This window comes from Rhizobium sp. 10N427 (assembly GCF_056394605.1).
The window spans coordinates 17808-41362 of the sequence record NZ_JBFTID010000008.1 but is presented as its reverse complement, the minus strand read 5'-3'; the positions used below and the strand labels follow the sequence as shown (position 1 = coordinate 41362).

The 23555-nt window shown below is 62.4% G+C and carries 21 protein-coding genes; 11 read left to right on the top strand and 10 right to left on the bottom strand.

Translation table 11 applies throughout. From position 1 onward, the window contains the following. Nucleotides 1-2: 2 nt before the first annotated feature. The 5 genes from AC1DIJ_RS18185 to AC1DIJ_RS18165 all read right to left on the bottom strand — a co-directional run bounded on the left by AC1DIJ_RS18185 (nucleotide 3) and on the right by AC1DIJ_RS18165 (nucleotide 4939). The gene (locus AC1DIJ_RS18185) at nucleotides 3-1211 is read right to left on the bottom strand and encodes an acetyl-CoA C-acetyltransferase (protein WP_112387530.1); all 1209 of its coding nucleotides are present in this window, start codon (nucleotides 1209-1211) and stop codon (nucleotides 3-5) included. A 184-nt stretch (nucleotides 1212-1395) separates the two neighbouring features. After that, entirely contained in the window at nucleotides 1396-3192 is a 1797-nt protein-coding gene (locus AC1DIJ_RS18180) for an acyl-CoA dehydrogenase C-terminal domain-containing protein (protein ID WP_112387528.1), read from the bottom strand. A 154-nt stretch (nucleotides 3193-3346) separates the two neighbouring features. Beyond that, nucleotides 3347-3664 (bottom strand): hypothetical protein, encoded by a 318-nt coding sequence (locus AC1DIJ_RS18175; RefSeq protein ID WP_148194269.1) that lies wholly within the window; start codon nucleotides 3662-3664, stop codon nucleotides 3347-3349. Nucleotides 3665-3710: 46 nt separating this feature from the next. Continuing rightward, nucleotides 3711-3899, bottom strand: a complete 189-nt coding sequence (locus AC1DIJ_RS18170; protein WP_112387526.1) for a hypothetical protein — start codon at nucleotides 3897-3899, stop codon at nucleotides 3711-3713. Between the two features lie 140 nt (nucleotides 3900-4039). Then, nucleotides 4040-4939, bottom strand: coding sequence for a DMT family transporter (locus AC1DIJ_RS18165; protein WP_112387702.1), 900 nt, complete (start codon nucleotides 4937-4939; stop codon nucleotides 4040-4042). Nucleotides 4940-5043: 104 nt separating this feature from the next. Between AC1DIJ_RS18165 and AC1DIJ_RS18160 the strand changes: the two genes are divergently transcribed. Continuing rightward, on the top strand, nucleotides 5044-6468 hold the full coding sequence (locus tag AC1DIJ_RS18160) for an aminotransferase-like domain-containing protein (protein WP_112387701.1): 1425 nt from the start codon (nucleotides 5044-5046) through the stop codon (nucleotides 6466-6468). Here AC1DIJ_RS18160 and AC1DIJ_RS18155 read toward each other — a convergent pair. Next, nucleotides 6447-7475 carry a sensor domain-containing diguanylate cyclase gene (locus AC1DIJ_RS18155; RefSeq protein WP_112387525.1) on the bottom strand — a complete coding sequence of 343 codons (1029 nt, stop codon included), beginning with the start codon at nucleotides 7473-7475 and terminating at the stop codon, nucleotides 6447-6449. The two genes, AC1DIJ_RS18160 and AC1DIJ_RS18155, sit on opposite strands and share 22 nt — an antisense overlap. A gap of 172 nt (nucleotides 7476-7647) precedes the next feature. On the opposite strand from AC1DIJ_RS18155, the gene AC1DIJ_RS18150 reads away from it, so the two are divergent. Together AC1DIJ_RS18150 and AC1DIJ_RS18145 are read left to right on the top strand one after the other, a co-directional pair. Next, the gene (locus AC1DIJ_RS18150; RefSeq protein ID WP_112387524.1) at nucleotides 7648-8067 is read left to right on the top strand and encodes a hypothetical protein; all 420 of its coding nucleotides are present in this window, start codon (nucleotides 7648-7650) and stop codon (nucleotides 8065-8067) included. 76 nt (nucleotides 8068-8143) lie between these two features. Beyond that, complete coding sequence (locus AC1DIJ_RS18145) at nucleotides 8144-8515, top strand: hypothetical protein (RefSeq protein ID WP_112387523.1); 372 nt, start codon at nucleotides 8144-8146, stop codon at nucleotides 8513-8515. A 12-nt stretch (nucleotides 8516-8527) separates the two neighbouring features. Here AC1DIJ_RS18145 and AC1DIJ_RS18140 read toward each other — a convergent pair whose 3' ends face one another. After that, nucleotides 8528-9811, bottom strand: coding sequence for a cystathionine gamma-synthase family protein (locus AC1DIJ_RS18140; protein ID WP_112387522.1), 1284 nt, complete (start codon nucleotides 9809-9811; stop codon nucleotides 8528-8530). Nucleotides 9812-9936: 125 nt separating this feature from the next. Between AC1DIJ_RS18140 and AC1DIJ_RS18135 the strand changes: the two genes are divergently transcribed. The 6 genes from AC1DIJ_RS18135 to AC1DIJ_RS18110 all read left to right on the top strand — a co-directional run bounded on the left by AC1DIJ_RS18135 (nucleotide 9937) and on the right by AC1DIJ_RS18110 (nucleotide 18206). Then, a complete protein-coding gene (locus tag AC1DIJ_RS18135; RefSeq protein ID WP_112387521.1) occupies nucleotides 9937-10395 on the top strand; it encodes an Lrp/AsnC family transcriptional regulator in 459 nt (152 codons plus the stop codon). 255 nt (nucleotides 10396-10650) lie between these two features. Then, complete coding sequence (locus AC1DIJ_RS18130) at nucleotides 10651-14409, top strand: peptidoglycan-binding protein (RefSeq protein WP_112387520.1); 3759 nt, start codon at nucleotides 10651-10653, stop codon at nucleotides 14407-14409. Between the two features lie 114 nt (nucleotides 14410-14523). After that, nucleotides 14524-15138 carry a C39 family peptidase gene (locus tag AC1DIJ_RS18125; protein WP_112387700.1) on the top strand — a complete coding sequence of 205 codons (615 nt, stop codon included), beginning with the start codon at nucleotides 14524-14526 and terminating at the stop codon, nucleotides 15136-15138. A 33-nt stretch (nucleotides 15139-15171) separates the two neighbouring features. Beyond that, entirely contained in the window at nucleotides 15172-16239 is a 1068-nt protein-coding gene (locus AC1DIJ_RS18120; RefSeq protein ID WP_112387519.1) for a D-alanine--D-alanine ligase family protein, read from the top strand. Nucleotides 16240-16479: 240 nt separating this feature from the next. Then, nucleotides 16480-17400, top strand: a complete 921-nt coding sequence (locus AC1DIJ_RS18115) for a sulfite exporter TauE/SafE family protein (RefSeq protein ID WP_112387518.1) — start codon at nucleotides 16480-16482, stop codon at nucleotides 17398-17400. Then, nucleotides 17400-18206, top strand: a complete 807-nt coding sequence (locus AC1DIJ_RS18110; protein WP_112387517.1) for a TIGR02186 family protein — start codon at nucleotides 17400-17402, stop codon at nucleotides 18204-18206. The genes AC1DIJ_RS18115 and AC1DIJ_RS18110 overlap by 1 nt, the downstream gene beginning before the upstream one ends. On the opposite strand, the gene AC1DIJ_RS18105 is transcribed toward AC1DIJ_RS18110, so the two are convergent. Then, the gene (locus AC1DIJ_RS18105) at nucleotides 18207-18710 is read right to left on the bottom strand and encodes a winged helix-turn-helix transcriptional regulator (protein ID WP_112387516.1); all 504 of its coding nucleotides are present in this window, start codon (nucleotides 18708-18710) and stop codon (nucleotides 18207-18209) included. 117 nt (nucleotides 18711-18827) lie between these two features. On the opposite strand from AC1DIJ_RS18105, the gene AC1DIJ_RS18100 reads away from it, so the two are divergent. Next, nucleotides 18828-19388, top strand: a complete 561-nt coding sequence (locus AC1DIJ_RS18100) for a dihydrofolate reductase family protein (RefSeq protein WP_112387515.1) — start codon at nucleotides 18828-18830, stop codon at nucleotides 19386-19388. Between the two features lie 291 nt (nucleotides 19389-19679). Then, entirely contained in the window at nucleotides 19680-20261 is a 582-nt protein-coding gene (locus tag AC1DIJ_RS18095) for a transglycosylase SLT domain-containing protein (RefSeq protein ID WP_112387514.1), read from the top strand. Nucleotides 20262-20270: 9 nt separating this feature from the next. Here AC1DIJ_RS18095 and pdeM read toward each other — a convergent pair whose 3' ends face one another. Both pdeM and AC1DIJ_RS18085 read right to left on the bottom strand, forming a co-directional pair. Further along, nucleotides 20271-20996: a ligase-associated DNA damage response endonuclease PdeM gene (gene pdeM, locus AC1DIJ_RS18090; RefSeq protein WP_112387513.1), complete on the bottom strand. Its 726-nt coding sequence runs from the start codon at nucleotides 20994-20996 to the stop codon at nucleotides 20271-20273. Between the two features lie 22 nt (nucleotides 20997-21018). After that, nucleotides 21019-23529 carry a ligase-associated DNA damage response DEXH box helicase gene (locus AC1DIJ_RS18085; RefSeq protein ID WP_112387512.1) on the bottom strand — a complete coding sequence of 837 codons (2511 nt, stop codon included), beginning with the start codon at nucleotides 23527-23529 and terminating at the stop codon, nucleotides 21019-21021. Between the last annotated feature and the right edge of the window lie 26 nt (nucleotides 23530-23555).

Below are 23555 nucleotides of genomic sequence, written 5' to 3'. Positions count from 1 at the left end.
CCTTAGACGCGTTCGATGACGGTTGCCGTGCCCATGCCGGCGCCGATGCAGAGGGTGACCAGCGCGGTATTCAGGTCGCGGCGTTCCAACTCGTCGAGCACGGTACCGAGGATCATCGCGCCCGTGGCGCCGAGCGGATGGCCCATGGCGATGGCGCCGCCGTTGACGTTGATCTTGTCGTGGGCGATGTCGAAGGCCTGCATGTAGCGTAGCACGACGGCGGCGAAGGCTTCGTTGAGTTCGAAGAGGTCGATATCGGCAAGCGACATGCCGGTGCGCTTCAAAAGCTTTTCGGTGACGTCGACCGGGCCGGTCAGCATCAGCGCCGGATCGGAGCCGATATTGGCGAAGGCCTTGATGCGGCCGCGTGGCTTCTTGCCGAGGCTTTCACCACCGGCCTTGGAGCCGAGCAATACGGCGGCTGCGCCATCGACGATGCCGGAGGAATTGCCGGCGTGGTGGACGTAGTTGATCCGCTCGACCTCGGGGTGGGCCTGGATGCCGACGGCTTCGAAGCCGCCCATCTCGCCCGGCATCTGGAAGGACGGGTTCAGCGAAGCCAGCGCCTGCATGTCGGTGCCGGGGCGCATGTGCTCGTCATGGGCGAGGATCGTCAGCCCATTCTGGTCCTTCACCGGGATGACGGAATTCTTGAAGTAGCCCTTCTCCCAGGCATTGGCGGCGCGCTTCTGGCTCTCGACGGCATAGGCATCGACGTCGTCGCGGCTGAAACCATATTTGGTGGCGATCAGATCGGCGGAGACGCCCTGCGGCATGAAATAGGCCGGGAAGTTGACCGAAGGATCCATGAACCAGGCGCCGCCGGACATGCCGAGGCCGACGCGCGACATGCTCTCGACGCCACCGGCGATGACGATGTCATCGGCGCCCTGGGCGATCTTGCCGGCCGCGAAGTTCACGGCATCAAGGCCGGAGGCGCAGAAGCGCGAGATCTGCATGCCGGGCGCCCGGGTGGAATAACCGGCCTCGAAGGCGGCGGCCTTCGGTATGACGGCGCCGGCATCCATGACCGGGTCGACGCAGCCCATGATGATGTCGTCGACGGTGTTGGTGTCGAGGCCGTTGCGGTCGCGGATCGCTTCCAGCGTCTTGGCGGCAAGGCGCACGGACGGCACTTCATGCAGCGAGCCGTCCTTCTTGCCGCGGCCGCGCGGCGTGCGCACGTGGTCGTAAATGAATACGTCGGTCATCGTCTCTTCTCCCTCGCGGCCCTCAGCCGGAAAATCTGTCCTTTTCCTTTCTCCCCAGCGGGGAGAAGGTGGCCCCGAAGGGGTCGGATGAGGGGGGGCCAGGGCTCGGCCTGTCGGCCGTTCGCGCTCACCCCCTCATCTGTCCTTCGGACATCTTCTCCCCGCTGGGGAGAAGGAACGCCTATCAAAACGCCTCGGCGGCGAGTTCCATCATCGTTTCGGCGCCGGTTTCGATGCGGGCCTTGCGCAGCGCCGTCTCGGGCATGATACGCTCCATGTAGAACCTGCCGGTGACGAGCTTGTTCTTCAGGTAATCGGCACGGGCGCTATCGCCATTCGCAAGCGCGTCTTCGGCGGCCTTGGCCATCTTCGCCCACATGTAGCCCAGGACCACGAGGCCGAAGAGGTGCATGTAGTCGGTCGAGCCGGCACCGGCATTGTCGGGCTTGGCCATGGCATTCTGCATGAACCACATGGTTGCCGCCTGGACGTCGTCCAAGCCCTTCTTCAGATGCTTGGTGAAGAAGGCGAGCTTCTCGTCGTTGCGGTTTTCCTCGCAGAAATCACCGATCTCCTTGAACAGCGCCATGACCGCGCGGCCGCCGTTGAGGCCGAGCTTGCGGCCGACGAGATCGAGTGCCTGGATGCCGTTGGCACCTTCATAGATCATGGCGATGCGGGCATCGCGGACATACTGGCTCATGCCGTGTTCTTCGATATAGCCGTGCCCACCGAAGACCTGCTGGGCCATGACGGCGTGGTCGAAGCCCTTGTCGGTCAAGACACCCTTGAGGATCGGGGTGACCAGACCGAGGATATCGTCGGCCGTCTGGCGTTCCTTGTCGTCTGCTGAACGGTGAGCGATATCGGATTTCAGCGCCGTCCAGAGCAGGAAGGCGCGGCCGGCCTCATTGAAGGCGCGGACGGTCATCAGCGAGCGGCGGATATCCGGGTGAACGATGATGGGATCGGCCTTCTTTTCCGGCGCCTTGGGGCCGGAGAGCGAACGGCCCTGGATGCGCTCGCGGGCATAATTAACGGCATTCTGATAGGCGATCTCGGAGATCGACAGGCCCTGCAGGCCGACGCCAAGGCGAGCTTCGTTCATCATCACGAACATGGCGTTGAGGCCGCGGTTCTCGGCACCGATAAGATAGCCGGTCGCCTCGTCATAGTTCATGACGCAGGTGGCGTTGCCGTGGATGCCCATCTTGTGCTCGATGGCGCCGCAGGAAACGGCGTTGCGATCCCCCGGTGCGCCGTCTTCCTTGACGATGAATTTCGGGACGATGAAGAGCGAGATGCCCTTGGTGCCTTCAGGCGCGCCCTCGATGCGGGCGAGCACCAGATGGACGATATTGCCGGTCATGCCGTGTTCGCCGGCGGAGATGAAGATTTTCTGGCCCGAAATCTTGTAGCTGCCGTCGCCCTGCGGCACGGCCTTGGTGCGCAGCAGGCCGAGATCGGTGCCGCAATGCGGTTCGGTGAGGTTCATGGTGCCGGACCATTCGCCGGAAACCATCTTCGGCAGGTAGGTCTGCTTCTGCTCGTCGGAGCCATGGACGAGGATCGCGGCAATCGCGCCCTGGGTCAGGCCTGGATACATCATCAGCGACATGTTGGCGGCGGAGGTATATTCGCCGACGGCGGCGTGCAGCGTGTAGGGCAGGCCCTGGCCGCCGAACTCTTCCGGCACGGCAAGGCCGGTCCAGCCGCCCTGGCAATAGGCGTCGTAAGCTTCCTTGAAGCCCTTGGGGACGGTCACGGAGCCATCGTCGGCGCGCTTGCAGCCTTCCTGATCGCCCGAATAGTTCAGCGGGAAAAGCACCTCCTCGGCGACCTTTGCGGCCTCACCAAGAATGGCCTCGATCATGTCAGGCGTGGCGTCCGCGAAGCCCGGGAGATTGTTGTAACGCTCCAGACCCAGCACGTCGTTCAGCACGAAGAGCGTGTCGTTAACCGGGGCCTTGTAGACTGGCATCGTTCGAATTCCTCCAATTCGCAGACCGGACCGAGACCGGCACATGGCAGTGTCTTACAAAATATTGACGTTTGCGTAAACGTCAAATTTTGCATTCGCGCGAATTTGTGAAGAGTCCGAGGCGGTCCGTCTCCAACCTGTAAGCACCGATGCGTCAGTGAAGCTCCGCCGAGAGGGCGGACTGCCTGCGGATCACGTCGCTCATGGCTTTCAGAAGAGTGGAAAACTCCTCGAGCACCAGACCGAAATAGGCGTCATCAGTCTCCGCCAGAGCGCTGACGGAGGTGCAGGCGTTGAAGATCAACTTGTCGAGATTGTCGTTGCGGTCGAAGACGCCGTCGCAGAGATCGTCGTCGCGGAGCGTATGAAGCTCATCAACGATCTTGCGGATCAGCGAGCGGCGCTGCCAGCGATGCATGTTTACGATGTTTTTCTGCGCATGCCGGATTTCGGACATCAGGTCTGTAAACAAGAAATGGTCCCCGTGAGCTGGCTCACCATATCCGGCTTTTGTAACGCTATCGTGTGAGCCGCGGGCGCAGGCAATTTGCCATCAGTTCCTGCTTCGTGGCGAAGTGCCCGAAGAGCTGAACGAGCTCGCGCTCCTGCTTCTTGTCCAACCCCTGTTTGCGGGCGAAATCGCTGACGCTCCACACTTTTCTGGCATCGAGCAGCGAGGTGATCTTGGGGTCGATATGCGAGCTCATGGAAATGCCCTCCTTCAAGGCGTCATATCAACGCGGAAGGCAGGGCCGGAGTTCCTGCTGGACAACAGTTTTTGAGCGTTATTCTGACGCAGGCAAAGCGGCGGCGAAATGTGTGATCACGCCCCGCTCGAGGCGAGCCTTCAGACGCTGAGTGCCGGATGCGCCAGCGGCGGTGCGGCCTTGGCAAATTTCTTCGCGCCGGCAACGCAGGCAACGACGGCGAGCGTGGCCGCCAGCATGCCCCAGCTGACACTTTCCCCGAGCAGCGTTGCGGCGAGCACCAGACTGAAGAACGGCTGCAGCAGCTGCAGCTGGCCGACCCCGGCAATGCCGCCGAGCGCCAGGCCGTGATACCAGAAGATGAAGCCGATCAGCATGCTGAACAGCGAGACATAGGCGAGACCAAGCCAGGATGGGTTGCTTATAGAGGGTAGCGTTTCAGGCATGGCCACGACCGAGAGCACTAACATCAGCGGCAGAGAGAGGACTAGCGCCCAGGAAATTACCTGCCAGCCGCCGAGCTTGCGGGAAAGCCGCGCGCCCTCGGCATAACCGAGACCGCAGACGATGATCGCGGCAAGCATCAAGAGATCGCTTGGCGATATTGCGCCGCCGCTCTGGATCAGGGCGAAACCGGCAACGATGGCGCTGCCCAGGCAGGAGAACAGCCAGAAGACCGGTTGCGGCCGCTCGCCGCCCCTCAGAACACCGAAGATCGCCGTCGAGAGCGGCAACAGGCCGATGAAGACGGTCGAATGCGCCGAGGTGATGTGTTTCAGTGCCAGCGCCGTCAACAGCGGGAAGCCAACGACGACGCCGAGGGCAACGACGACGAGCGGCAGCAGATCACCACGCTGCGGGCGCTTTTCGCGAAACAGAAGCAGAAGCCCGCCGGCCAGGATGCCGGCGATCGCGCCGCGCGCCACAGTGAGGAACACTGGGTCGAAACTCGCCACGGCAACTCGGGTCGCGGGTAGCGAGCCGCTGAAAATGAGAATCCCCACAAAGCCACTGAGCCAACCGGCTGCCGTTCTGTCCATCTGCATGCTCCTGTTCTCACCTGCTATGAACCCGAGGGCATGGCATTGCCAGCAACAGTGCGGTACAGTTTGCACAAACTGTTATGGACACGGATACAGCACAGATGGATCAGACGATCAAGAATCCGGAGAGCGGCAAGCGCATCGGCGCCGTGATGACGGAGATACGCAGGCGGATATCCGGGCGGGAACTGGTGGCAGGTTCACGGTTGCCTTCGGTGCGGGCCTTCGCCAAGACCATGCATGTCTCGGCCTCGACCGTGGTCGAGGCCTACGAGCGGTTGGCGGCCGAAGGCCTTATTCGCTCACGCCCGGGATCGGGCTTTTACGCATCCAGCCCACCAGCACCGCTGACGCTGTCCGATATCGGACCGAAACTCGACCGGGCGATCGATCCGCTCTGGGTCTACCGGCAATCGCTGGAAGACAGCCCTGCCCTGCTGAAGCCCGGATGCGGGTGGCTGCCGGAAAGCTGGATGCCGGTCGATGCGATGCGAAAGGCGCTGCGGACCATTGCCCGCGGAGAGGATGCCGTTCTTGCCAATTACGGAACGCCGCTCGGCCAGCTTCCACTGCGGCAACTGCTATCCCGGCGGATGAACGAACGCGGTATCCCGGCCTCCCCTGATCACATCATCCTGACGGAATCCGGCACCCAGGCGATCGATCTGGTCTGCCGGTTCCTGATTGAGCCGGGCGATACGGTGATCGTCGATGATCCCTGTTACTTCAACTTTCATGCGCTGCTGCGCGCCAATCGCGCTAGGGCCGTCGCGGTGCCGATGACACCGCATGGCCCCGATATCGAAGCCTTCGAGCAAGCGATCGAACAGCACCGGCCGCGGCTCTACATCACCAACTCGGCCATCCACAACCCAACCGGAGCCACCTGCTCCGCCGTTGTCGCGCACAAGCTGCTAAAGCTGGCAGAGCGGGCCAACATGACAATCATCGAGGACGATATCTTCGCCGATCTGGAGCATGAACCCTCGCCGCGGCTGGCCGCTTTCGATGGTTTGGAGCGGGTCGTGCATGTCGGCAGCTTCTCGAAGACGATTTCGACTTCGGTGCGTTGCGGGTTCATCGCAGCGAAGCCGGAATGGGTCGAACCGCTGATTGATCTCAAGCTGGTGACGAGCATTGGCGGCGGCAGGCTCAATGCCGAACTCATACTGCTGCTTCTGACCGACGGCAGCTACCGCAAGCATCTCGATACGCTGAAGGTCCGGCTTTCCAAGGCCATGGACGACACGATCGGCCGATTAGCCGGGCTCGGCATCGAGCCATGGATCCGGCCACGATCCGGGATTTTCCTGTGGTGCCGGCTGCCTGATGGGATCAATGCCGGAGACATCGCGCAGGCCTGCCTTGCCGATAATGTTGTGCTGGCGCCCGGCAACGCCTTCAGCCTCTCGCAGACATCCAACAGCTACCTGCGCTTCAACGCCGCGCAATGCGATGATCCGCGCATCTACCACTCGCTGGAAAGAGCGCTGAAAGCGGCCCGTCAGATGCCCGCGATCAGGTAGCGGTCACGGCCCGCAGCCTTCGCTTGGTAGAGCGCGGTATCGACGACCTTGAGAAGATCGATACGGTTCGTCCCGGCCTGCGGTGCCAAGGCCCCACCGATGCTGAGGCGGGCAAAAACTGTCTGGCCCTCGACCTCGAAAGGCTGGCGGAACGCCGCCACCAGCCGGTCGGCGACCGAGGATAGAGCGGCTGCATTCGGCGGATTGGGAACGAAGAGCGCAAATTCGTCGCCGCCCATGCGCACCGCGATATCACCTGCCCGGACGACGGCGCGGATGCGGTTTGCGGCTTCGCGCAGCACTTCGTCGCCAGCATGGTGGCCGAGACGGTCGTTGATGCCCTTGAAGCCATCCATATCGAGATAGAGAGCGCCGAAGGTCTGGCCTGCCGCAAGCGATCTGTCGAGTTCGCCATCGACCAGCGCCGCGAGAGCCGAGCGATTGTAGAAGCCGGTGAGCGGATCGGTCATCGCCGCAGCCCTTAGACTGGTTTCGGCGAGGCCCATGATCATGTTGGCCTTCTGCAGGCGGAGCAAGGCGCTTGCGACCAGCGCGAAGCGGCGGAGGCTGTCGATTTCGACTTCCGAGAGATCCCGCGGCCTCGTATCGAGAATGCAGAAGGCGCCGACAGCGAGGCTGTCATCGGTTTCGATCGGCGCGCCGGCGTAGAAGCGAAAATGCGGATGACCCTCGACATAGGGCATGCGCGACAATTCCGGATGGCGCTGCAGGTCGGGGACGATGACGAGATCGTTGGCGTAGACGACGCGGGTGCAGATGGAGAGATCGCGCGAGCACTCGGCGAGCTGCATTCCGGCCTGGCCGGCGATCCGCTGCCAATCCTCGTCGATGATGTTGATGGCGGCAAAGGGCGTGCCGAAGACGCCGCGGGCGAGTTCGGCCAGGGCGGCAAGTTCCGGCGTCGGACTGCGGCTCGCAGCATTCAAGGCGCGAACAGCGAGCAATCTTTCAGCTTCATTGGCGGGGAGCCGGACAACCTGTCCCATTCCAAACCTCCGTCGTCAGTCACGAACTGCTTAAACATGATGCCATGATTCGCGAACGCAAGTGCTGAAGTTCCACGAATATTAACAATGCCTTGCTGGCAGCAATCTCCGGCAGCGGACATTGGCCCGGAAAGCTGGTAAACTTGAACTGCACTTGCAACCGGAGGAGCGCATGGACGACCATCGCGCCATTGCAGATCTCATCGCACGCCAGTTTGCCCATCTGAGCTGGACTTACGGTGCTGGGCCTGAAGCCGATGGCTTCATGGAGGACTTCCATCCGGATGCCCAGCTATTCGCATCGGCGCGCCCGGCAAGAGCGCAGACGGCAGCCAAGTTTCTCGAGCGCATGGAAGGCCTGTCGCAGACCTCCCTTCGGGCCTTTGCCGAGCGCTGTCCTGCAAGCAAGATCCTGGTTTTCGGCAATATCGCCGTCGCCGTTGCCAGTTGCGAGGCGATCGAGAATGGACGCGATCGCAGCAACAATGTCGAGATGATGCTGCTGGTGAAGGGCAGTGATGGCTGGAAGATTGCCGCCCAGGCATGGGACCGGGTCCCCGCCGGCGACGACTTTCCGGACTGGCTTTCATAACCGGCTGTTGCTTCCGCCGACAGACGCGTTACATTTCGCTGGCTAACCGAAGAATGAGCTTGGGAGGAGCGATTTCATGAGACGCATGTGGCCTGAGGAATTCAATTTCGTTCTCAAGGATGCGGAGGAAGTGGTGCTGGACCTTCCAGCGGTGACCCACGAGGATGGGACGCATGGCGCCGCCACCCGTCGCAACGCGCTGAAGGTTCGTATTCCACAGGAAGACTACGAGCGGATCTGGCCTCTGGCCGAGGCCCGTTATCGCCTCGACGGCCGATTTGCCGGCAAGGCGATTACCCTGATCACCACCAACCCCCATTATCACGCCTGGCATCCGGCCGACGGCGGCAGCGCCGACCTGACGTCGGATAGCGGCAGGCACTACACGACGAAATATGTCGTCGTGCATTTTCTCCTCGATGACGTCAGGGAGGTAGCGGCGGCCTGAGGCCGCCCGCCCTTACGCTTCGTCGAGCGCCAATGCCAGATCGGCGATCAGGTCGTCGGGATGCTCTATGCCGATCGACAGCCGGATCGTCGATTCCAGTACGCCGATGCGCTGGCGCACATCTGCCGGAACGCCCGAATGCGTCATCGTTGCCGGGTGAGAGGCCAGGGATTCCGTTCCGCCGAGGCTGACGGCGAGCTTGAAGATCTTCAAGGCGTTCAGGAATTTGAACGAGGCCGGCTGGCCGCCCTTGATGTCGAAGGAGAAGGTCGAGCCCGCGCCGCTGCATTGCGTGGCGAATGTCTGCCCAACCGGCGACTGCGCGTCGTTGTAGGGCAGATAATGGATCCGCTCGACCTTCGGGTGATCGCGCAGGAAACCGGCAACCGCCTCGGCATTGCTGTTTGCCCGCTCCATGCGGATCTGCAGCGTTTCCAGCGACCGCCCGAGCATCCAGCAGGAATGCGGATCGAGTTGCGTGCCGATGGCACCGCGCAGCGCCTTCACCTGCTTCATCACAGCCTTGCGGCCAAGGGCGGCACCGGCGATCAGGTCCGAGTGCCCGCCGACATATTTGGTCAACGAATAGAGCGAGATATCGGCGCCATGCTCGATCGGCCGCTGGAAGACCGGGCCGAGCAGCGTGTTGTCGCAGGCGACGATCGGGGTGTGACCCTGCTTCCTGCCGATCGCATCGGCGACGCGGCGGATCATTGCGACATCGACCAGACTGTTGGTCGGATTGGCCGGCGTTTCGATCAGAATGACCGAAACGCGGCCTTTGGCCATGGCCTCTTCGGCTGCTGCCTCTACTGACGTTTCGCTGACACCATCGGCAAAACCAACGGCCGAGACGCCGAGATTGAGGAAGGTCCGCGCGAGCAACGTTTCCGTGCCGCCGTAGAGCGGCTGGGAGTGGAGCACTGTATCGCCGGGGCGAACGAAGGCGAGCAGCGTCGTGGCGATCGCCGACATGCCCGATGAAAACAGCACGCAGCTTTCCGTCCGCTCATAGACGGCAAGACGATCCTCGACGATCTCGCTGTTCGGGTGGTTGAAGCGCGAATAGACGAGACCAGCTCCCTTGCCTTCCGGCGGCTCCTTCCGGCCGGAGACATAGTCGAAGAAGTCGCGGCCATCTTCGGCGGACTTGAAGACGAAGGTGGAGGTCAGGAAGACCGGCGGCTTGACGGCGCCTTCGGAGAGTTCGGGATCATAGCCATAGTTCAGCATCTGGGTTTCCGGATGCAGGGCATGATTGCCGATATGGGTTCTCGAAGGGTGCGGCGCAGTCATCGGATGTCTCCTCGATCGATGTCACGGTTTTCGCACCGCAAATTATATCAAATGCGGCGGCACTTTCTTGCTATTTCGCGCGGCATGATGTTCCACAGAGCAACTTATTGCGGAGTTTCATCAGCATGACGCAGAAAATTGCCGACGAGATCGATCGCCGTATCCTCCGGGAGTTGGCAGCCGATGCACGTATCACCAACAACGAGCTGGCCGAGCGCGTCGGGCTATCGGCTTCCGCCTGCCTGAGGCGATTGCGGCGGCTCGAGGAGACCGGTGTGATCAAGGGTTACACGGCGCTGATCGATCCCGCCGTCGAGGGCTGGACGATGACGGCGATCGCCTCGATCCGGCTCAGCCGCCAGCACGAGGACGAGATCCAGATGTTCGAGAATGCAGTACGCGGCTGGGACGAAGTACTGGAGTGCCATCTGGTCACCGGCTCGAAAGACTATGTGCTGAAAGTGATGAGTGCCGGGCTTGAACAGTACGAACGTTTCATCAAGGACAAGATCGCCAAGCTGAAATGCGTCGATACGATCGAGACCAGCTTCGTGATGAACACGATCAAAGCGCGGCGCTCCTAAGCCCCGGAAAAGCGCAGCAAAGATCCAAACGTTAAAAAATTCTCACGCAAGTTAACGGGTTGTTTACCACGTTTCGTGAAAGGTGCGCGGTGAGCAGTGGTAATCCGCATTCCTTTTTCAAGTCTCGCGTTTCTTCGGAATGCCGCTACGCCGTCCAGCTTGAGGAAAGTCTAAAAAACTAAACTCGGATGTACGGTCTCTCAAGCCAATAGCCGAACCCTGACGAGGGTTGAGGCAGACGAAGCGAGCAAGAAGATGAACGGATCGCGATCAAATTCTCCCCGGAGCCCCGAAAGGTCGTCTCTCGACGCGCTTAATCGCACGATCGAAGGCCTGGAGGCGCGCATCGAAGGACTGATGGGCGGCAATGGCCCGCGCGACGTTGCGCCGCGCAACGCGCCGCCGGAACGTGACGCCTATGTGCGATCCTACGAGCAGCCGCGACCGGCCTACGCCGCTCCCGCAGCAGCACGTCCCGATCCGCTCGCCGAAATCCGCCAGCGCCAGCGCATGCTGGAACAGGGACGCGAACGCGCCGCCGCCGAACGCGCGGCAGCTGCTGCCGCCTACCGTGAACCGGCACCCGCGATCCGCGCTCCGGCACCGGCCGCAGCGCCGGCTCCCGCCTATGGTGCCTCCAGCGACACGATGACCGAGATCGCCCAGGCGCTGGTCAACCTGCGCCAGGATCTCAAGCGCGACATCTCCGAAGGTGTAACCCGCGAAATGAGTGCGCTGCGGAGCGAGCTTCGCGACCTCAAGTCATCGGCGCAAGATCGCCGCTTTGCCGACGACATCCGCGAAGACATGGGCCGCCTGGCCGAGAGCATCGACCAGCTGTCGCACCGCTCTGCCGGTCCGGAAGCTGCGGGATTGCGCAGCGAATTCGACGAACTGCGCTCGCTGATGGACGGCCTCGCCCGCGAGGATTCCGTTCGTCACATGGAAAGCCGCTGGGATGGTTTCGAAAACCAGCTGCATGCGCTGGACACGGCGGGCCTGCAGGAAGAGCTGGTGACGCTCGCCTACCGCCTTGACGACATCAAGCGCCATATCGGCGGCATGGGCGAAAGCCCGGCCGTGCGGGCACTCGAAGACAAGCTGATCTCCATTGCCAGCGCGATGGAACAGTTCGGCAGCATGATCCAGCCGCATGACCGGGCAATGTCCGAGCAGTTCGCGGCAATGGATACGCGCCTCGACGAAATCAGCCGGGCGATCGCCGCCAGCAGCCGCAATGCCACCAGCGGCGATCCGGCGCTGATGCACCGCCTCGAAGGCCGCCTGAACGCGCTGGCCGAACAAATCGACCTGATGGGCCGTAGTGTCGGCTCGAACCCTGCGGACGGCATGGCAGACCGGCTGGAAATGCTGACGCGCCGCGTCGAGGAACTGGCAAACACCAAGGCAAGCTCGCGCCTGGACGAACGGCTGGAACAGCTGTCCTATATGCTGGAGCGGACGCACAAGGCCGCTGCACAGCCTGAGCTGAACGGCGCGCTGGCCGATATCTCCCGCAAGATCGATGCGCTCGAAAGCGGTGCGGTCAACGATGTTCTGGCCGAGCGTCTCGATTATCTCGCCCGCCGTATCGACCAGATGGAAATGCAGCCTGCGCCGGTGGCCCAGGCGCCTGTTGACGACAGCGCCTTCCGCCGCATCGAGGGCCGCCTCAGCGACATCGCCGCCCGGCTGGAAGAAAGCACAGCGGCACCGGCAACCGACTCGCGAGCACTGAAGAGCCTCGAAGACCAGATCGCCAATCTTTCGGCACTGCTGCACGAACCGCGCGGCAACGAGGGACTGTCGATCGATCTCGACCGTCGCATGGGCGCGATCGAAGATTACATGGCAACGAGCGACGAATATATCATCGAAGCCGCACGCCAGGCCGCCGAAGCGGTGGTCGATGCCTATTCCCGCAATGGCAACCTGCAGGCAGGTTCCGTCCCGGCCGCCGACATGTCGGCGCTGAACGCCCTTGCCGCCGATCTTCGCCAACTCGAGGACCTGAGCCGCAGCGGCGAGGAACGCACCCACAAGACGTTCCAGGCCCTGCATGAAACGCTCGTCCACATTGCCGACCGGCTTGACGACATGGAAACGCGCAACAGTAGGCCGGCTGCACGGATGCCGGCCGCCAACGCCGATTTCGAAGTCGATCCCTATTCGCTGATCCCGGCCGGCGCTGAGGCCGAAAGGCCTGCAGTCTTTGGAACGAAGACTGCAGCTGCCGCACCCGCTGCCCGCGCCGTCAGCGAACCGGCTGCGCCGCAGCCGATGCAGCCTCCCGTCAGCCACACCAGCGCAATCGCCATCGAGGCCGCTACCAAGCCCGCCGCTGACGCCAAGCAGAGCAAGAGCCTGTTCCTGGCGCTCGGCAAGAAGCTGATGCCGGGCAAGAAGGCGCCGAAGGCCCAGGCTGGCGAGCGCACCGTCATCGATCCGGTCCCGTCGATCGATCCTGTCGATGTCGTGCCGTCCGAAGAGGCCAACGAGCTGCTGGAGCCGGGCTCCGGCGCCCCTGACGTCAAGAAGATCCTGGAGCGGGTTCGCGCCAGCCAGAGCGCAGCGCGTGCCAATCCAAAGCCTGCGACCGAAAACGATCGCGCCGACTATATCGCGGCCGCCCGCCGCGCGGCACAGGCTGCCGCAATCGAATCCGACCCGAAGGCACAGCCGGTCAAGGGTGAGAAGAAGGCCAAGGCTCCGAAGCCTGCCGGTGGCGCGAGCTCGTTCTCGCGCTTCCGCCGTCCGTTGCTTCTCGCCGTCGGCGCCGTTCTTCTGGCGATCATGGCGTTCCCGCTTGCCCGGACGCTGACATCCGGCCAAAGCGCACCGCCAGCCGAAGTGGCCGTGCTGAGCGATGCCACGCAGGCCCCGGCAACGGCCGACACCTCGGCCGCTCCGCAGGCCGATGCACCTGTAGCCGCCCAGAATGAAGCACCGGCTGCTCCCGAAGCTGCGCCTCAGGCCGCCGTTCCGCCAGCTGCACCAACCGAGCACCTGACCGATGCGGCACCGCTCGACGGCGAAGGCGCTGCGACCCTGACGCCGGGCGCCCCGACGCAGGACGCCACGGCCTTCGCGCCGAAGGATGCCCCGGCCTCGACCAACGCGGCACCGGCCCAGCCGGGCCTGACCATTCCTGACGTGATCCAGCCGGCGGCACTTGCCGACGCGGCACGCGCTGGCGATGCACTCGCCCTGTTCGAAATCGCTGCCCGTTACAGCGAAGGCCGCAACGGCGTGACGGTCAGCGAAGCCGATGCCGTCAAGTGGTACCAGCTATCTGCGGACAAGGGCTTTGCCCCGGCGCAGTACCGTCTCGGCAGCATCTATGAAAAGGGTACCGGTGTCGCCCGCGACATCAACAAGGCCAAGGACTATTACGAGCAGGCGGCCAACCAGGGCAATGCCAGCGCCATGCACAATCTCGCCGTGCTCTACGCCTCCGGCGCGCTCGGCCAGCAGGATTATGCGACGGCGGCGAACTGGTTCACCAAGGCTGCTAATCTCGGCATCACCGACAGCCAGTTCAACCTCGCCATCCTCTGCGCCCGCGGCAATGGCGTGACGCAGGATCTCGGCGAGAGCTACAAGTGGTTCGCGATCGCCGCCAAGGGTGGCGACAAGGACGCTGGTGCCAAGCGCGACGAAGTGGCCAAGGCGATGAAGCCTGCCGATCTCGACAAGGCGCGCGTCACCACCGACGCCTGGAAGCCGCAGCAACTCGACAACAAGGCCAACGGCATCGACGTGCCCGACGCCTGGACCGGCAAGGGCACCAGCACCTCCAGCGTCGACATGAAGAAGGCGATCCGCAACATTCAGGCGATCCTGAACAATAACGGCTTCGACGCCGGTACGCCTGACGGCGAGATGGGCGCCAAGACCGTCTCGGCGATCAAGAGCTTCCAGAAGTCGATCGGCCAGGATCCCTCGGGCAAGATCAATGACGACACGGTGAAAGCTCTGCTGGAGCGCAACGCCAAGAACGCCACCAAGGCATAACGCCGGCGTAAAAGCGTGAAATCGGAACGGCCCTTTTGCCTTCGCCGCAAAAGGGTCGTTTTGCTTTTGGAGTTTCGCCACCGTGATTGATTGCCAGCCGGGGGATTCGTGAGCATTCAGCGGGACAGCGTGCCCTATTTCAGCCAGTGGGAAACGGCTGACATGACGTTGCCCGTACTTGCCGAGGGCTCGGCGGCGCTATTGCGCGATCCGCTCTGGCAACGGTCGGGCGCGGAGACTGTAGAGGAATACGCGCGCTGGGCCGTCAACGTCTGCGGCATGGCCTGCCTGAAGATGGTGTTGGCCGCCCGCGGAGAGATCCGCCCGACGCTGGCATTGGCGCGGGTCTGCACCGCCTATGGCGGCTATGTCGTCAACGAGCTGGATGCCTCGATCAAGGGGCTGATCTATGCGCCCTTCGTAACCTACGTGCGCGAGCATTTCGGACTCACCGCCGAGACGATGACCGGCGTCCAGACATCAGCTATTTCGGCGCTTCTGACGGAACGGCCGTTCTTCATCGCGTCTGTCCATAGCGGCATTCGCTGGCCGGACCGCATACCGCCGTCGAAGGGCGGACATCTGGTTCTGGTCACGGCTGCCTCGCCGGACACGATCCGCTTCCACAATCCATCCGGCCACGATGCTGCGAGTCAGGCCGACGTGATGCTGCCGCTTGCCGTCTTCGACCGCTTCTTCGCCAATCGCGGCATCGCCGTCGGCTTCTGACGATTTCAACACCAGATCATTCCGGAGGTTCTCATGACATCTTCCCGCAGCAAGCTGCGCATCGCCGTGCTCTTCGGCGGCCGCTCGGCGGAACATGACGTTTCGGTGCTATCGGCAACGAACGTGATGCGGGCGCTGGAGCCTTCGAAATACGAGGCGGTTCCGGTTTTCGTCACCCGCGAGGGCCAGTGGCTGCTCAGCCGTTTCGAGAATGGAAACCTGACCAAGCCTCTCAGCGGCACCGAGCTGGCGCTTGTGCCGGGCGGATTTGGACGGATGATCGCGATCGACGCGGGCAAGATCAGCGATGCCGGCAAGATCGACATCCTGTTTCCCGTGCTGCACGGGATCCATGGCGAGGACGGATCGGTGCAGGGGCTGGCCGAGGTCGCCCGCGTGCCGCTAGTGGGCTGTGGCATCCTTGGCTCGGCAACGGCCCTCGACAAGGATATCGCCAAGCAGCTGCTGCGCGCGTCTGGCTTGCCGGTTGCCCGGGCGGTGACGATCCATGAGGGAAAGGCACCCGCATTCGACGCCCTCGAAAATGAACTCGGCCTGCCGCTGTTCATCAAGCCGGCACGGCAGGGCTCGTCGGTCGGTGTCCGCAAAGTTTCCGGCAGCCAGGAATTCGGCCCGGCGCTCGCCGAAGGCTTCAAGCATGACCGGAAACTGCTCGCCGAAGAATTCATTCGCGGACGCGAGATCGAATGCAGTGTGCTTGAAGACAGCAAGGGCGGGCTATTCGTTTCGCGCCCCGGCGAGATCATCCCGGCCGAAAGCCATGGCTTCTACAGCTACGATGCCAAATATATCGACGAGGACGGCGCGGCACTGAAAGTTCCTGCGGAGCTGCCGCCGGAGATCGAGGCAAAGATCCGCGAGACCGCGGCACTCGCCTTCCGCGCGCTTGGCTGCGACGGCATGGCTCGCGTCGATTTCTTCCTGACCGAAGACATGCGTTTCCTGATCAACGAGGTGAACACGATCCCCGGTTTCACCGATATCAGCATGTATTCGAAGGCGATGGCGGCAAGCGGCGTCAGCTATCCCGAGGTCATCGACCGGCTTGTCGAACATGGGCTGGCACGGGCCGGTCTCTAGGCAAGAGATGGTCTTTGCCCGGCGCCACAGACAGGTGCCGGGCAAGAAAACATCAGGACTTCGCGAAGGCCTGTCATAAATCCTGAAAAAAGCCGGATTATTCGGGAGTTGTCGCCGCGGAATGTGCGGAACGGATGTCGTTTCTCGAAAGCCTCTGGCAACGATTTCCAAGTATGATGCGCCATTCGAATAGGACAAGCGCGCCTGCCCGGCGGGGGCAGTGAGTAATCGGGGTCGGTTGTGGCAATTTATCTGCCCATCGCAGAGTTGTCGGTGAACATCTTCATCATTCTTGGCATGGGCGCCGCGGTCGGCTTCCTGTCGGGCATGTTTGGCGTTGGCGGCGGCTTCCTGATCACGCCGCTGTTGATCTTCTACAACATCCCACCCGTCGTTGCCGTTGCCACCGGCGCCAACCAGGTCGTGGCATCGTCGATCTCCGGCGCGATCACGCATTTCCGGCGTGGCACGCTCGATGTCAAACTGGGATCGGTGCTGCTGATCGGCGGCCTTTCCGGCGCGACCGTCGGTATCTGGATTTTCTCGCTCTTGCGCCGTCTCGGCCAGCTCGACCTGTTCATCTCGCTGCTCTACGTGGTGTTTCTTGGCACCGTCGGCGGGCTGATGCTGCTCGAAAGCGTCAACGCGATGCGCCGCGCGGCAAAGAACGAGGCGCCGGCGCCGCGTAAACCCGGGCATCATCACTGGGTTCATCGCCTGCCCTTCAAGGTGCGCTTCAAGAAATCGAAGATCTATCTCAGCGTCATCCCGGTGATCGCGCTCGGCTTCGGGATCGGCATCCTGACATCCGTCATGGGTGTCGGCGGCGGCTTCATCATGGTTCCGGCGATGATCTACCTGCTGCGCATTCCGACGAATGTCGTCGTCGGCACCTCGCTGTTCCAGATCATCTTCGTCACCGCCTACACGACGATCGTGCAGGCCGCGACGAACTTTTCCGTCGATATCGTACTGGCCTTCATCCTGATGGTCGCAGGCGTGATCGGCGCGCAATATGGCGTGCGGGTCGGCCAGAAGCTGCGCGGCGAGCAGCTGCGCGCCCTTCTCGGCCTACTGGTTCTTGCGGTCGGCATTCGTCTGGCGATTTCGCTGGTCGTCACGCCTGCCGATATCTACTCGATCGTGATGGGAGGCAATTGATGCGCTGCCTTCCGGCCTTCGCCCTGTCGCTCGCCCTCTTCCTGCCCGGCCTCGCATCGGCACAGATGCTACTGCCCGGGCAGAATTCCGAGAGCTCCCGCGAAGGCCTGGAGATCGGCACCTCGACCAGCGAAATCGCCATCACCTCCGATTTCCGCGGCGCGGACCTGACGATCTTCGGCGCCGTCACCGAGACCGACCAGCTGCTGTTGGCCGTAGGGCAATATGACGTGGTCGTCGTTCTGGAGGGCCCGCGCGAGAACGCCACGGTGCGCAAGAAGCAACGCGTCTTCGGCATCTGGATCAACACCAGCTCGATGACCTTCGAGGCCGTGCCGCATTCCTACTCGATGTCGAGCTCACGGGCGATCGACGACGTCACGACGCCGCTCGACCTCACCGACGAAGGGATCGGCATCGACCACATTCCGCTGACGCCGGTCGGCTATGTCGGCGATGGCAGCAGTCTGGGCGAATTCCGCGAATCCTTCCGTCGGCTGCAGCAGAGCGGCGGCCTCTACGAGCGTGATCCCTCGGGGGTCCGCTTCGTCAGCTCCAACCTCTTCAAGGCGAGCCTGCGGCTTCCAGCCAATATTCCGAACGGCGTGCATACGGTGCGCGCCTATCTGTTCAAGAGCGGAAAGCTAGTGACGCAGAAATCCGTGCCGCTGCGCGTCATCAAAACCGGCATCGAGCAGATGATCACCGATGCAGCGCACGAGAAGCCGATCCTTTACGGCGCCTTCTCCGTATTTCTGGCGCTGATCACCGGCTGGCTGGCCAGCATTGTCTTCCGCAAGGACTGATCAGGCGCTTTTCTTCCGCGCGACGACCTCGAGATAGGCTTCCGTCAGCCGCCCGAGGACCGAAGGCGTTCCCGGTGGAAGCTCCATGCCGAGATGCTTGGCGCGCAGCTCATCCATGAAATCGTTCCACAGCTGCGCTCCACCATTTTCCAGCAGTTCGGCGCGGATCGCCAGCTCCTCTGAAACAGGCATGTGCTTTCGCCCCCAGGCGCCCATCTGCGCCAACAAGGGCACGAGATCGATCGACATTTCGGTGAGGCTATAGACCGACTTTTGCTTATGGCTAGGATCGTCTTCTTTGGTAAGCAAACCGTTTTCGACGAGACGGCGAAGGCGGTCTGCCAAGATGTTCGAGGCGATCCCCTCCACCGAATTCTGCAGCAGCTCGCGAAAATGGCGGCGATTGCCGAACATGATGTCTCGGATGACGATCAGGCTCCATCTGTCGCCGAGGACCTCGAGCGTCAGATTGATCGGGCAACCCGAGCGGTGCAACTCATTCATTCCCAGCCCCCAAAACCGATTGCATTTTGCCGGTGGTTTACCCCGTGCTCAACCGGTTGCTTTTCGCAATCGGTTTTGACTATGATAGATTTAGACGTTCAAAGGGAGGAAATGCAAATGCGCAAGCTCGTTGTCTGGAATCTGATGACGCTTGATGGCTATTTCGAGGGCACGAAGCCTTGGGATATCGGCTTCCATACGCTGGTCTGGGGGCCGGAACTGGAAGCCTATTCCGAGCAGTTCGGCAAGGAGGGCGATCTGCTGGTCTTCGGCCGCAAGACCTATGAGGGGATGGCGGCCTATTGGACGACCACCGAGGACGAAGACAATATCAAGCCCTATATGAACAGCATCGCCAAAATCGCCGTTTCCCGAACCCTGACAGAGGCGACCTGGAACAACACGCGCGTCGTCAGCGATCCCGTCTCCGAGTTCACCAAGCTGAAACAGCAGGATGGCAAGACGATCTTCATCTTCGGCAGCGCCGAACTCGCCGACGGGATGCTGAAGGCCGGGCTGGTCGATGAGATCCGCATCTGCCTCGTGCCAGTCATTCTCGGCAGCGGCAATCCCCATTTCAAGCCCGCCAGCGAACAGCGCGCCCTGACGCTTATCGAGAGCACCGCGACCAAGAACGGCGGCGTTATTCTGCGCTACGAGGTGCCGAAAGCGGCTTAAGTTTCGTTGATGTTGTGGCCGAGAAGTCGGGTATCACTAAGCAGCCGAACAGCTGATTCTTACGCCTGCCGATCTGGGTTTCGATAGAATAGGCCATTTCAGGCTGTTTCACTCCCGCCACGCAGCCGGCTTCTGGCTGGAGGCGGTTCTGTGGCTGCGGGATGGGGTCAATCCCTGGCCGGATCAGCTCTGCCGCGCTCCCGCCTTTTGAGGGACACAACTTCGCCTTTGAATAAAAACGGCTCTTTAAGATTTACGAGTTAGTAATCTCTCGAAACGAGAGGTTCAGTTTTGCGTATCCGTACACTTCTCGCCCTGGTGCTGCTGGCACTTGTTGCCGGCTGTGCGACGGCGCCCCGTCAGACACGAAATATCTGCGCGGTCTTCGACCAGCGCGATGGGCTGTTTACCAACTGGCAGCGCGAGGCCGAGCGCGCCGAAAAGAAATACGGCATTCCCGTGCCGATCCTGATGGCGACGATGTATGTGGAATCGGGCTTCCAGCCGAACGCCCGTCCGCCTCGCACGAAACTTTTCGGCTTCATTCCCTGGACGCGGCAATCGACCGCCTATGGATATTCCCAGGCGCTTGACGGCACCTGGAGCCACTACCAGTCCGAGACAGGAAACTGGACCGGCCGCCGCACCAACTTCGCCGACGCGATCGATTTCATTGCCTGGTACCACTACAGCAACAGTCAGGCGACCGGCATCCAGCGCAACGATGCCTACAATCTCTACCTCGCCTATTATTCCGGCCCGACCGGCTACAAGCGCGGCGACTGGCGCTCGAACGGCCAGTTGCAGAAGACAGCGCAGAAGTTTGCGAATATGGCCGCGACCTATCAGCAGCAGCTGAATGGGTGCGATTGAGGCGCTAGCTTAGCCGCGCAGGTTCCCGAACCTGACGGAATAGATGCGGTCGCGGCCCAGGAGATGGGCGACCAGCGATGCGTGATCGAACAGGCCCTTCATCGCCTTGTGGCCGAGATCGAGGCCGCCGCTCATCACGCCGAAGGCAGGCATCAGCAGGCGGGAACCATCGGTCGCGAAGCAGGGACGGCGGATCGATTTTTCGCGGCGGCGGACGGTGGCGGCCGGATGCAGGTGACCGGCGATTTCGCCCTGCTGCAATCCGCCCTTCGGCTCGTGGCGGAAGGTGAGGCCGCCATAGTGGATCTCGTCGGTTGAAATACCGGGCAGATCGACGGTGCCGTCAGGGTCATGGTTGCCGTTGATCCAGATCCATTCGCGGCCGCGGGCCATATCCGCGATCAGCATGCGGAAGGATTCCGGCAGGTGCTGCGAGCCGACGCGGTCATGAAAATTGTCGCCGAGCGAGACGACGATCTTCGGGTCGTAGCGGGTGATGACGGCAGAGAGAACCGTTAGCGTCGCCACCGTGTCGTAGGGCGGCAGCATCATGCCGCGGCGGGCGAAAGCGGCGCCCTTCTCCAGATGCAGGTCGGAGACGACGAGCAGGCTTGATTCTGGCAGGTAGAGAGCGCCCAGCGGATCGCAGACGGCGGCAACGCCTGCAACCGACGTTTCCACGCCGGGCATCGGGACCAGTCCATTGAGTTCGCGCGCCAGCGCCAGGCGGTTCATTGCGGTCTTCTATCCTAATTCATCAGCTCATCGCCTCGGCGATGAGGTCGTCTGCCGCTTCGGCGAGCAGTGCATCATGGGCTTCGCCCGGCACCGCTTCCTTGCCAATCTCAAGCATGACGGGCACGGCGAGCGGCGAGATATGGTCCAGCGCACGATGCGTGATGTGACCCTTGATTCGCCTCAGCATATCGCCAAGCCGGGAAATATCCAAAAGCCCGGTGCCCGCATCCTGCCGCGTTGCCTGCAAGAGGATGTGATCAGGCTCATGGCTTCGCAGGACATCGTAGATCAGATCGGCCGAGACCGTGACCTGTCTGCCGCTCTTTTCCTTGCCCGGATGACGGCGCTCGATCAAGCCTGCAATCACGGCGCAATTGCGGAAGGTGCGCTTCAAAAGAAAGGATTCGTCGAGCCATTCTTCCAGATCATCGCCGAGCATGTCCTCGTCGAAGAGATCGGCGAGGCTGAGGCGGCCGTCCTGGACCATCAGGCCGAGGTCCTCCAGGCCCCAGATGCCGAGCGAATAGTCTGTGCAGACGAAGCCGAGCGGTTTTGCGCCGGCCCGCTCCAGTCGCCGTGTTAGCAGCATGCCAAGCGTCTGGTGGGCCAGGCGCCCCTCGAAGGGATAGGCGACCATGTAGCAGCGGCTGCCGCGCGGGAAGGTCTCGATCAAAAGCTCGTCGCGCTTCGGCAGCATCGACTTGTCCTTCTGCAGCGACAGCCAGTCGCGTACCTGATCCGGGAGATGGTGCCAACGGTCAGGGTCGGCGATCATCGAGCGGACCTGATCGGCGAGATAGGTCGAGAGCGGAAACTTGCCGCCGGCATATGAGGGGATCTTCGGATCAAGCGAGAAGGCTTGCGAGGCCAATGCCTCGTTCTCCCGGATGCCTTCGAAGCGCAGCACTTTACCGGAGAAAATGAAGGTATCACCGGGGGAGAGCTGCTCGAAGAAATACTCCTCCATCTTGCCGAGCACCGCCCCGCCGCGGCCGATGCGCCCGCCCTCCCCGCGCTTGACCATCTTCAGGTTCAGCATCGGGCTCTCGACGATGGTGCCGAGATTGAGCCGGTATTGCTGGGCGACCTGCGGATTGGAGACGCGCCAAAGACCGTCGCTGGTTTTGCGGATGCGGGCGTAGCGCTCGTAGGTGCGCAGCGCATAGCCGCCGGTGGCAACGAAATCGACGATCTGCTCGAAAGTTTCCCAGGCGAGATCGGCATAGGGGGACGCGGTCCGGATCTCGTCATAGAGCTGCAGCATATCGAACGGTTCGGCGCAGGCCATGCCGAGCACGTGCTGGGCCAGCACATCCAGCGCGCCACGGCCAACCGGCGGGGTGTCCTGCGCACCGATGTAATTCGCATCGAGCGCCGCCTGGCATTCCATGACCTCGAAGCGGTTGGCGGGCACGAGGATCGCCTTCGAAGGTTCGTCCATGCGGTGATTGGCGCGGCCGATGCGCTGGGCGAGACGCGAGGCGCCCTTGGGCGCGCCGACATGGATGACGAGATCGACATCGCCCCAGTCGATGCCGAGATCGAGCGTCGAGGTGGCAACGACGGCGCGTAGCTTGTTGGCGGCCATCGCCGCTTCCACCTTGCGCCGCTGGCTGACATCGAGCGAACCGTGATGCAGGGCGATCGGCAGATTGTCCTCGTTGATCGTCCAGAGTTCCTGGAAGAGCATTTCCGCCTGCGAGCGGGTGTTGACGAAGAGCAGCGTCGTCTGGTGATCGAGAAGCTGTTTGTAGACATCAGGAATGGCGTATTTGGCGGAGTGACCCGACCAGGGAATGCGTTCCTCGGTCTTCAGGATCGAGATATCGGGCTTCGCGCCGCCTTCGACGGTGACGAGACCGGCATGTCTCTCCTCGCCCTCTTCCTGGGCCACCAGCCATTTCTGCAGGTCCATCGGCTCGGCGACGGTGGCGGAAAGGCCAATGGTCTGCAGATCGGGGGCGAGCCTGCGGAGCCTGGCGATGCCGAGGGAGAGCATGTGGCCGCGCTTGGAGGTGACGAGCGAGTGCAACTCGTCCAGCACGATATATTTCAGGTCCTTGAAGAAGCGCCCGGCTTCCTTGTTGGCGAGCAACAGCGCCACCTGTTCCGGCGTCGTCAACAGGATATCGGGCGGGTTGAGCTTCTGGCGCTGGCGCTTGGCATTCGGCGTGTCGCCGGTGCGGTTTTCGATGCTGACGGCCAGGCCCATCTCTTCGACCGGCTTGGTCAGATTGCGCTCGATATCGACGGCGAGCGCCTTCAGCGGCGAGACGTAGAGCGTGTGGATGCCGGTGAAGGCCGAACCGGGCGGGATCTTGCCGCGGCGGGTCAGATCGGTCAGCGCCGGCAGAAATCCGGCCAGCGTCTTACCGGCGCCCGTCGGCGCGATCAGCAGCGTGCTCTCGCCGGCTTCGGCGCGCGCCAGCAATTCCAGCTGATGCGTGCGCGGCCGCCAGCCCTTTTCCGCAAACCAGCGGAGAAAAGGGGCAGGCAGGGCAAGGCTGGTATCGGCATCGACTTGGTCCACGCCATAAAGGTAGTGAAATCAGGGCG

What these genes read in the sequence shown, in the direction of transcription:
- AC1DIJ_RS18105 (WP_112387516.1), bottom strand. Translation starts at nt 18,710, where the DNA reads ATGAATGAGTTGCACCGCTCGGGTTGCCCGATCAATCTGACGCTCGAG.
- AC1DIJ_RS18160 (WP_112387701.1), top strand. Translation starts at nt 5,044, where the DNA reads ATGGATCAGACGATCAAGAATCCGGAGAGCGGCAAGCGCATCGGCGCC.
- AC1DIJ_RS18170 (WP_112387526.1), bottom strand. Translation starts at nt 3,899, where the DNA reads ATGAGCTCGCATATCGACCCCAAGATCACCTCGCTGCTCGATGCCAGA.
- AC1DIJ_RS18130 (WP_112387520.1), top strand. Translation starts at nt 10,651, where the DNA reads ATGAACGGATCGCGATCAAATTCTCCCCGGAGCCCCGAAAGGTCGTCT.
- AC1DIJ_RS18165 (WP_112387702.1), bottom strand. Translation starts at nt 4,939, where the DNA reads ATGGACAGAACGGCAGCCGGTTGGCTCAGTGGCTTTGTGGGGATTCTC.
- AC1DIJ_RS18155 (WP_112387525.1), bottom strand. Translation starts at nt 7,475, where the DNA reads ATGGGACAGGTTGTCCGGCTCCCCGCCAATGAAGCTGAAAGATTGCTC.
- AC1DIJ_RS18120 (WP_112387519.1), top strand. Translation starts at nt 15,172, where the DNA reads ATGACATCTTCCCGCAGCAAGCTGCGCATCGCCGTGCTCTTCGGCGGC.
- AC1DIJ_RS18185 (WP_112387530.1), bottom strand. Translation starts at nt 1,211, where the DNA reads ATGACCGACGTATTCATTTACGACCACGTGCGCACGCCGCGCGGCCGC.
- AC1DIJ_RS18140 (WP_112387522.1), bottom strand. Translation starts at nt 9,811, where the DNA reads ATGACTGCGCCGCACCCTTCGAGAACCCATATCGGCAATCATGCCCTG.
- AC1DIJ_RS18110 (WP_112387517.1), top strand. Translation starts at nt 17,400, where the DNA reads ATGCGCTGCCTTCCGGCCTTCGCCCTGTCGCTCGCCCTCTTCCTGCCC.
- AC1DIJ_RS18180 (WP_112387528.1), bottom strand. Translation starts at nt 3,192, where the DNA reads ATGCCAGTCTACAAGGCCCCGGTTAACGACACGCTCTTCGTGCTGAAC.
- AC1DIJ_RS18100 (WP_112387515.1), top strand. Translation starts at nt 18,828, where the DNA reads ATGCGCAAGCTCGTTGTCTGGAATCTGATGACGCTTGATGGCTATTTC.
- AC1DIJ_RS18135 (WP_112387521.1), top strand. Translation starts at nt 9,937, where the DNA reads ATGACGCAGAAAATTGCCGACGAGATCGATCGCCGTATCCTCCGGGAG.
- AC1DIJ_RS18145 (WP_112387523.1), top strand. Translation starts at nt 8,144, where the DNA reads ATGAGACGCATGTGGCCTGAGGAATTCAATTTCGTTCTCAAGGATGCG.
- AC1DIJ_RS18150 (WP_112387524.1), top strand. Translation starts at nt 7,648, where the DNA reads ATGGACGACCATCGCGCCATTGCAGATCTCATCGCACGCCAGTTTGCC.
- pdeM (WP_112387513.1), bottom strand. Translation starts at nt 20,996, where the DNA reads ATGAACCGCCTGGCGCTGGCGCGCGAACTCAATGGACTGGTCCCGATG.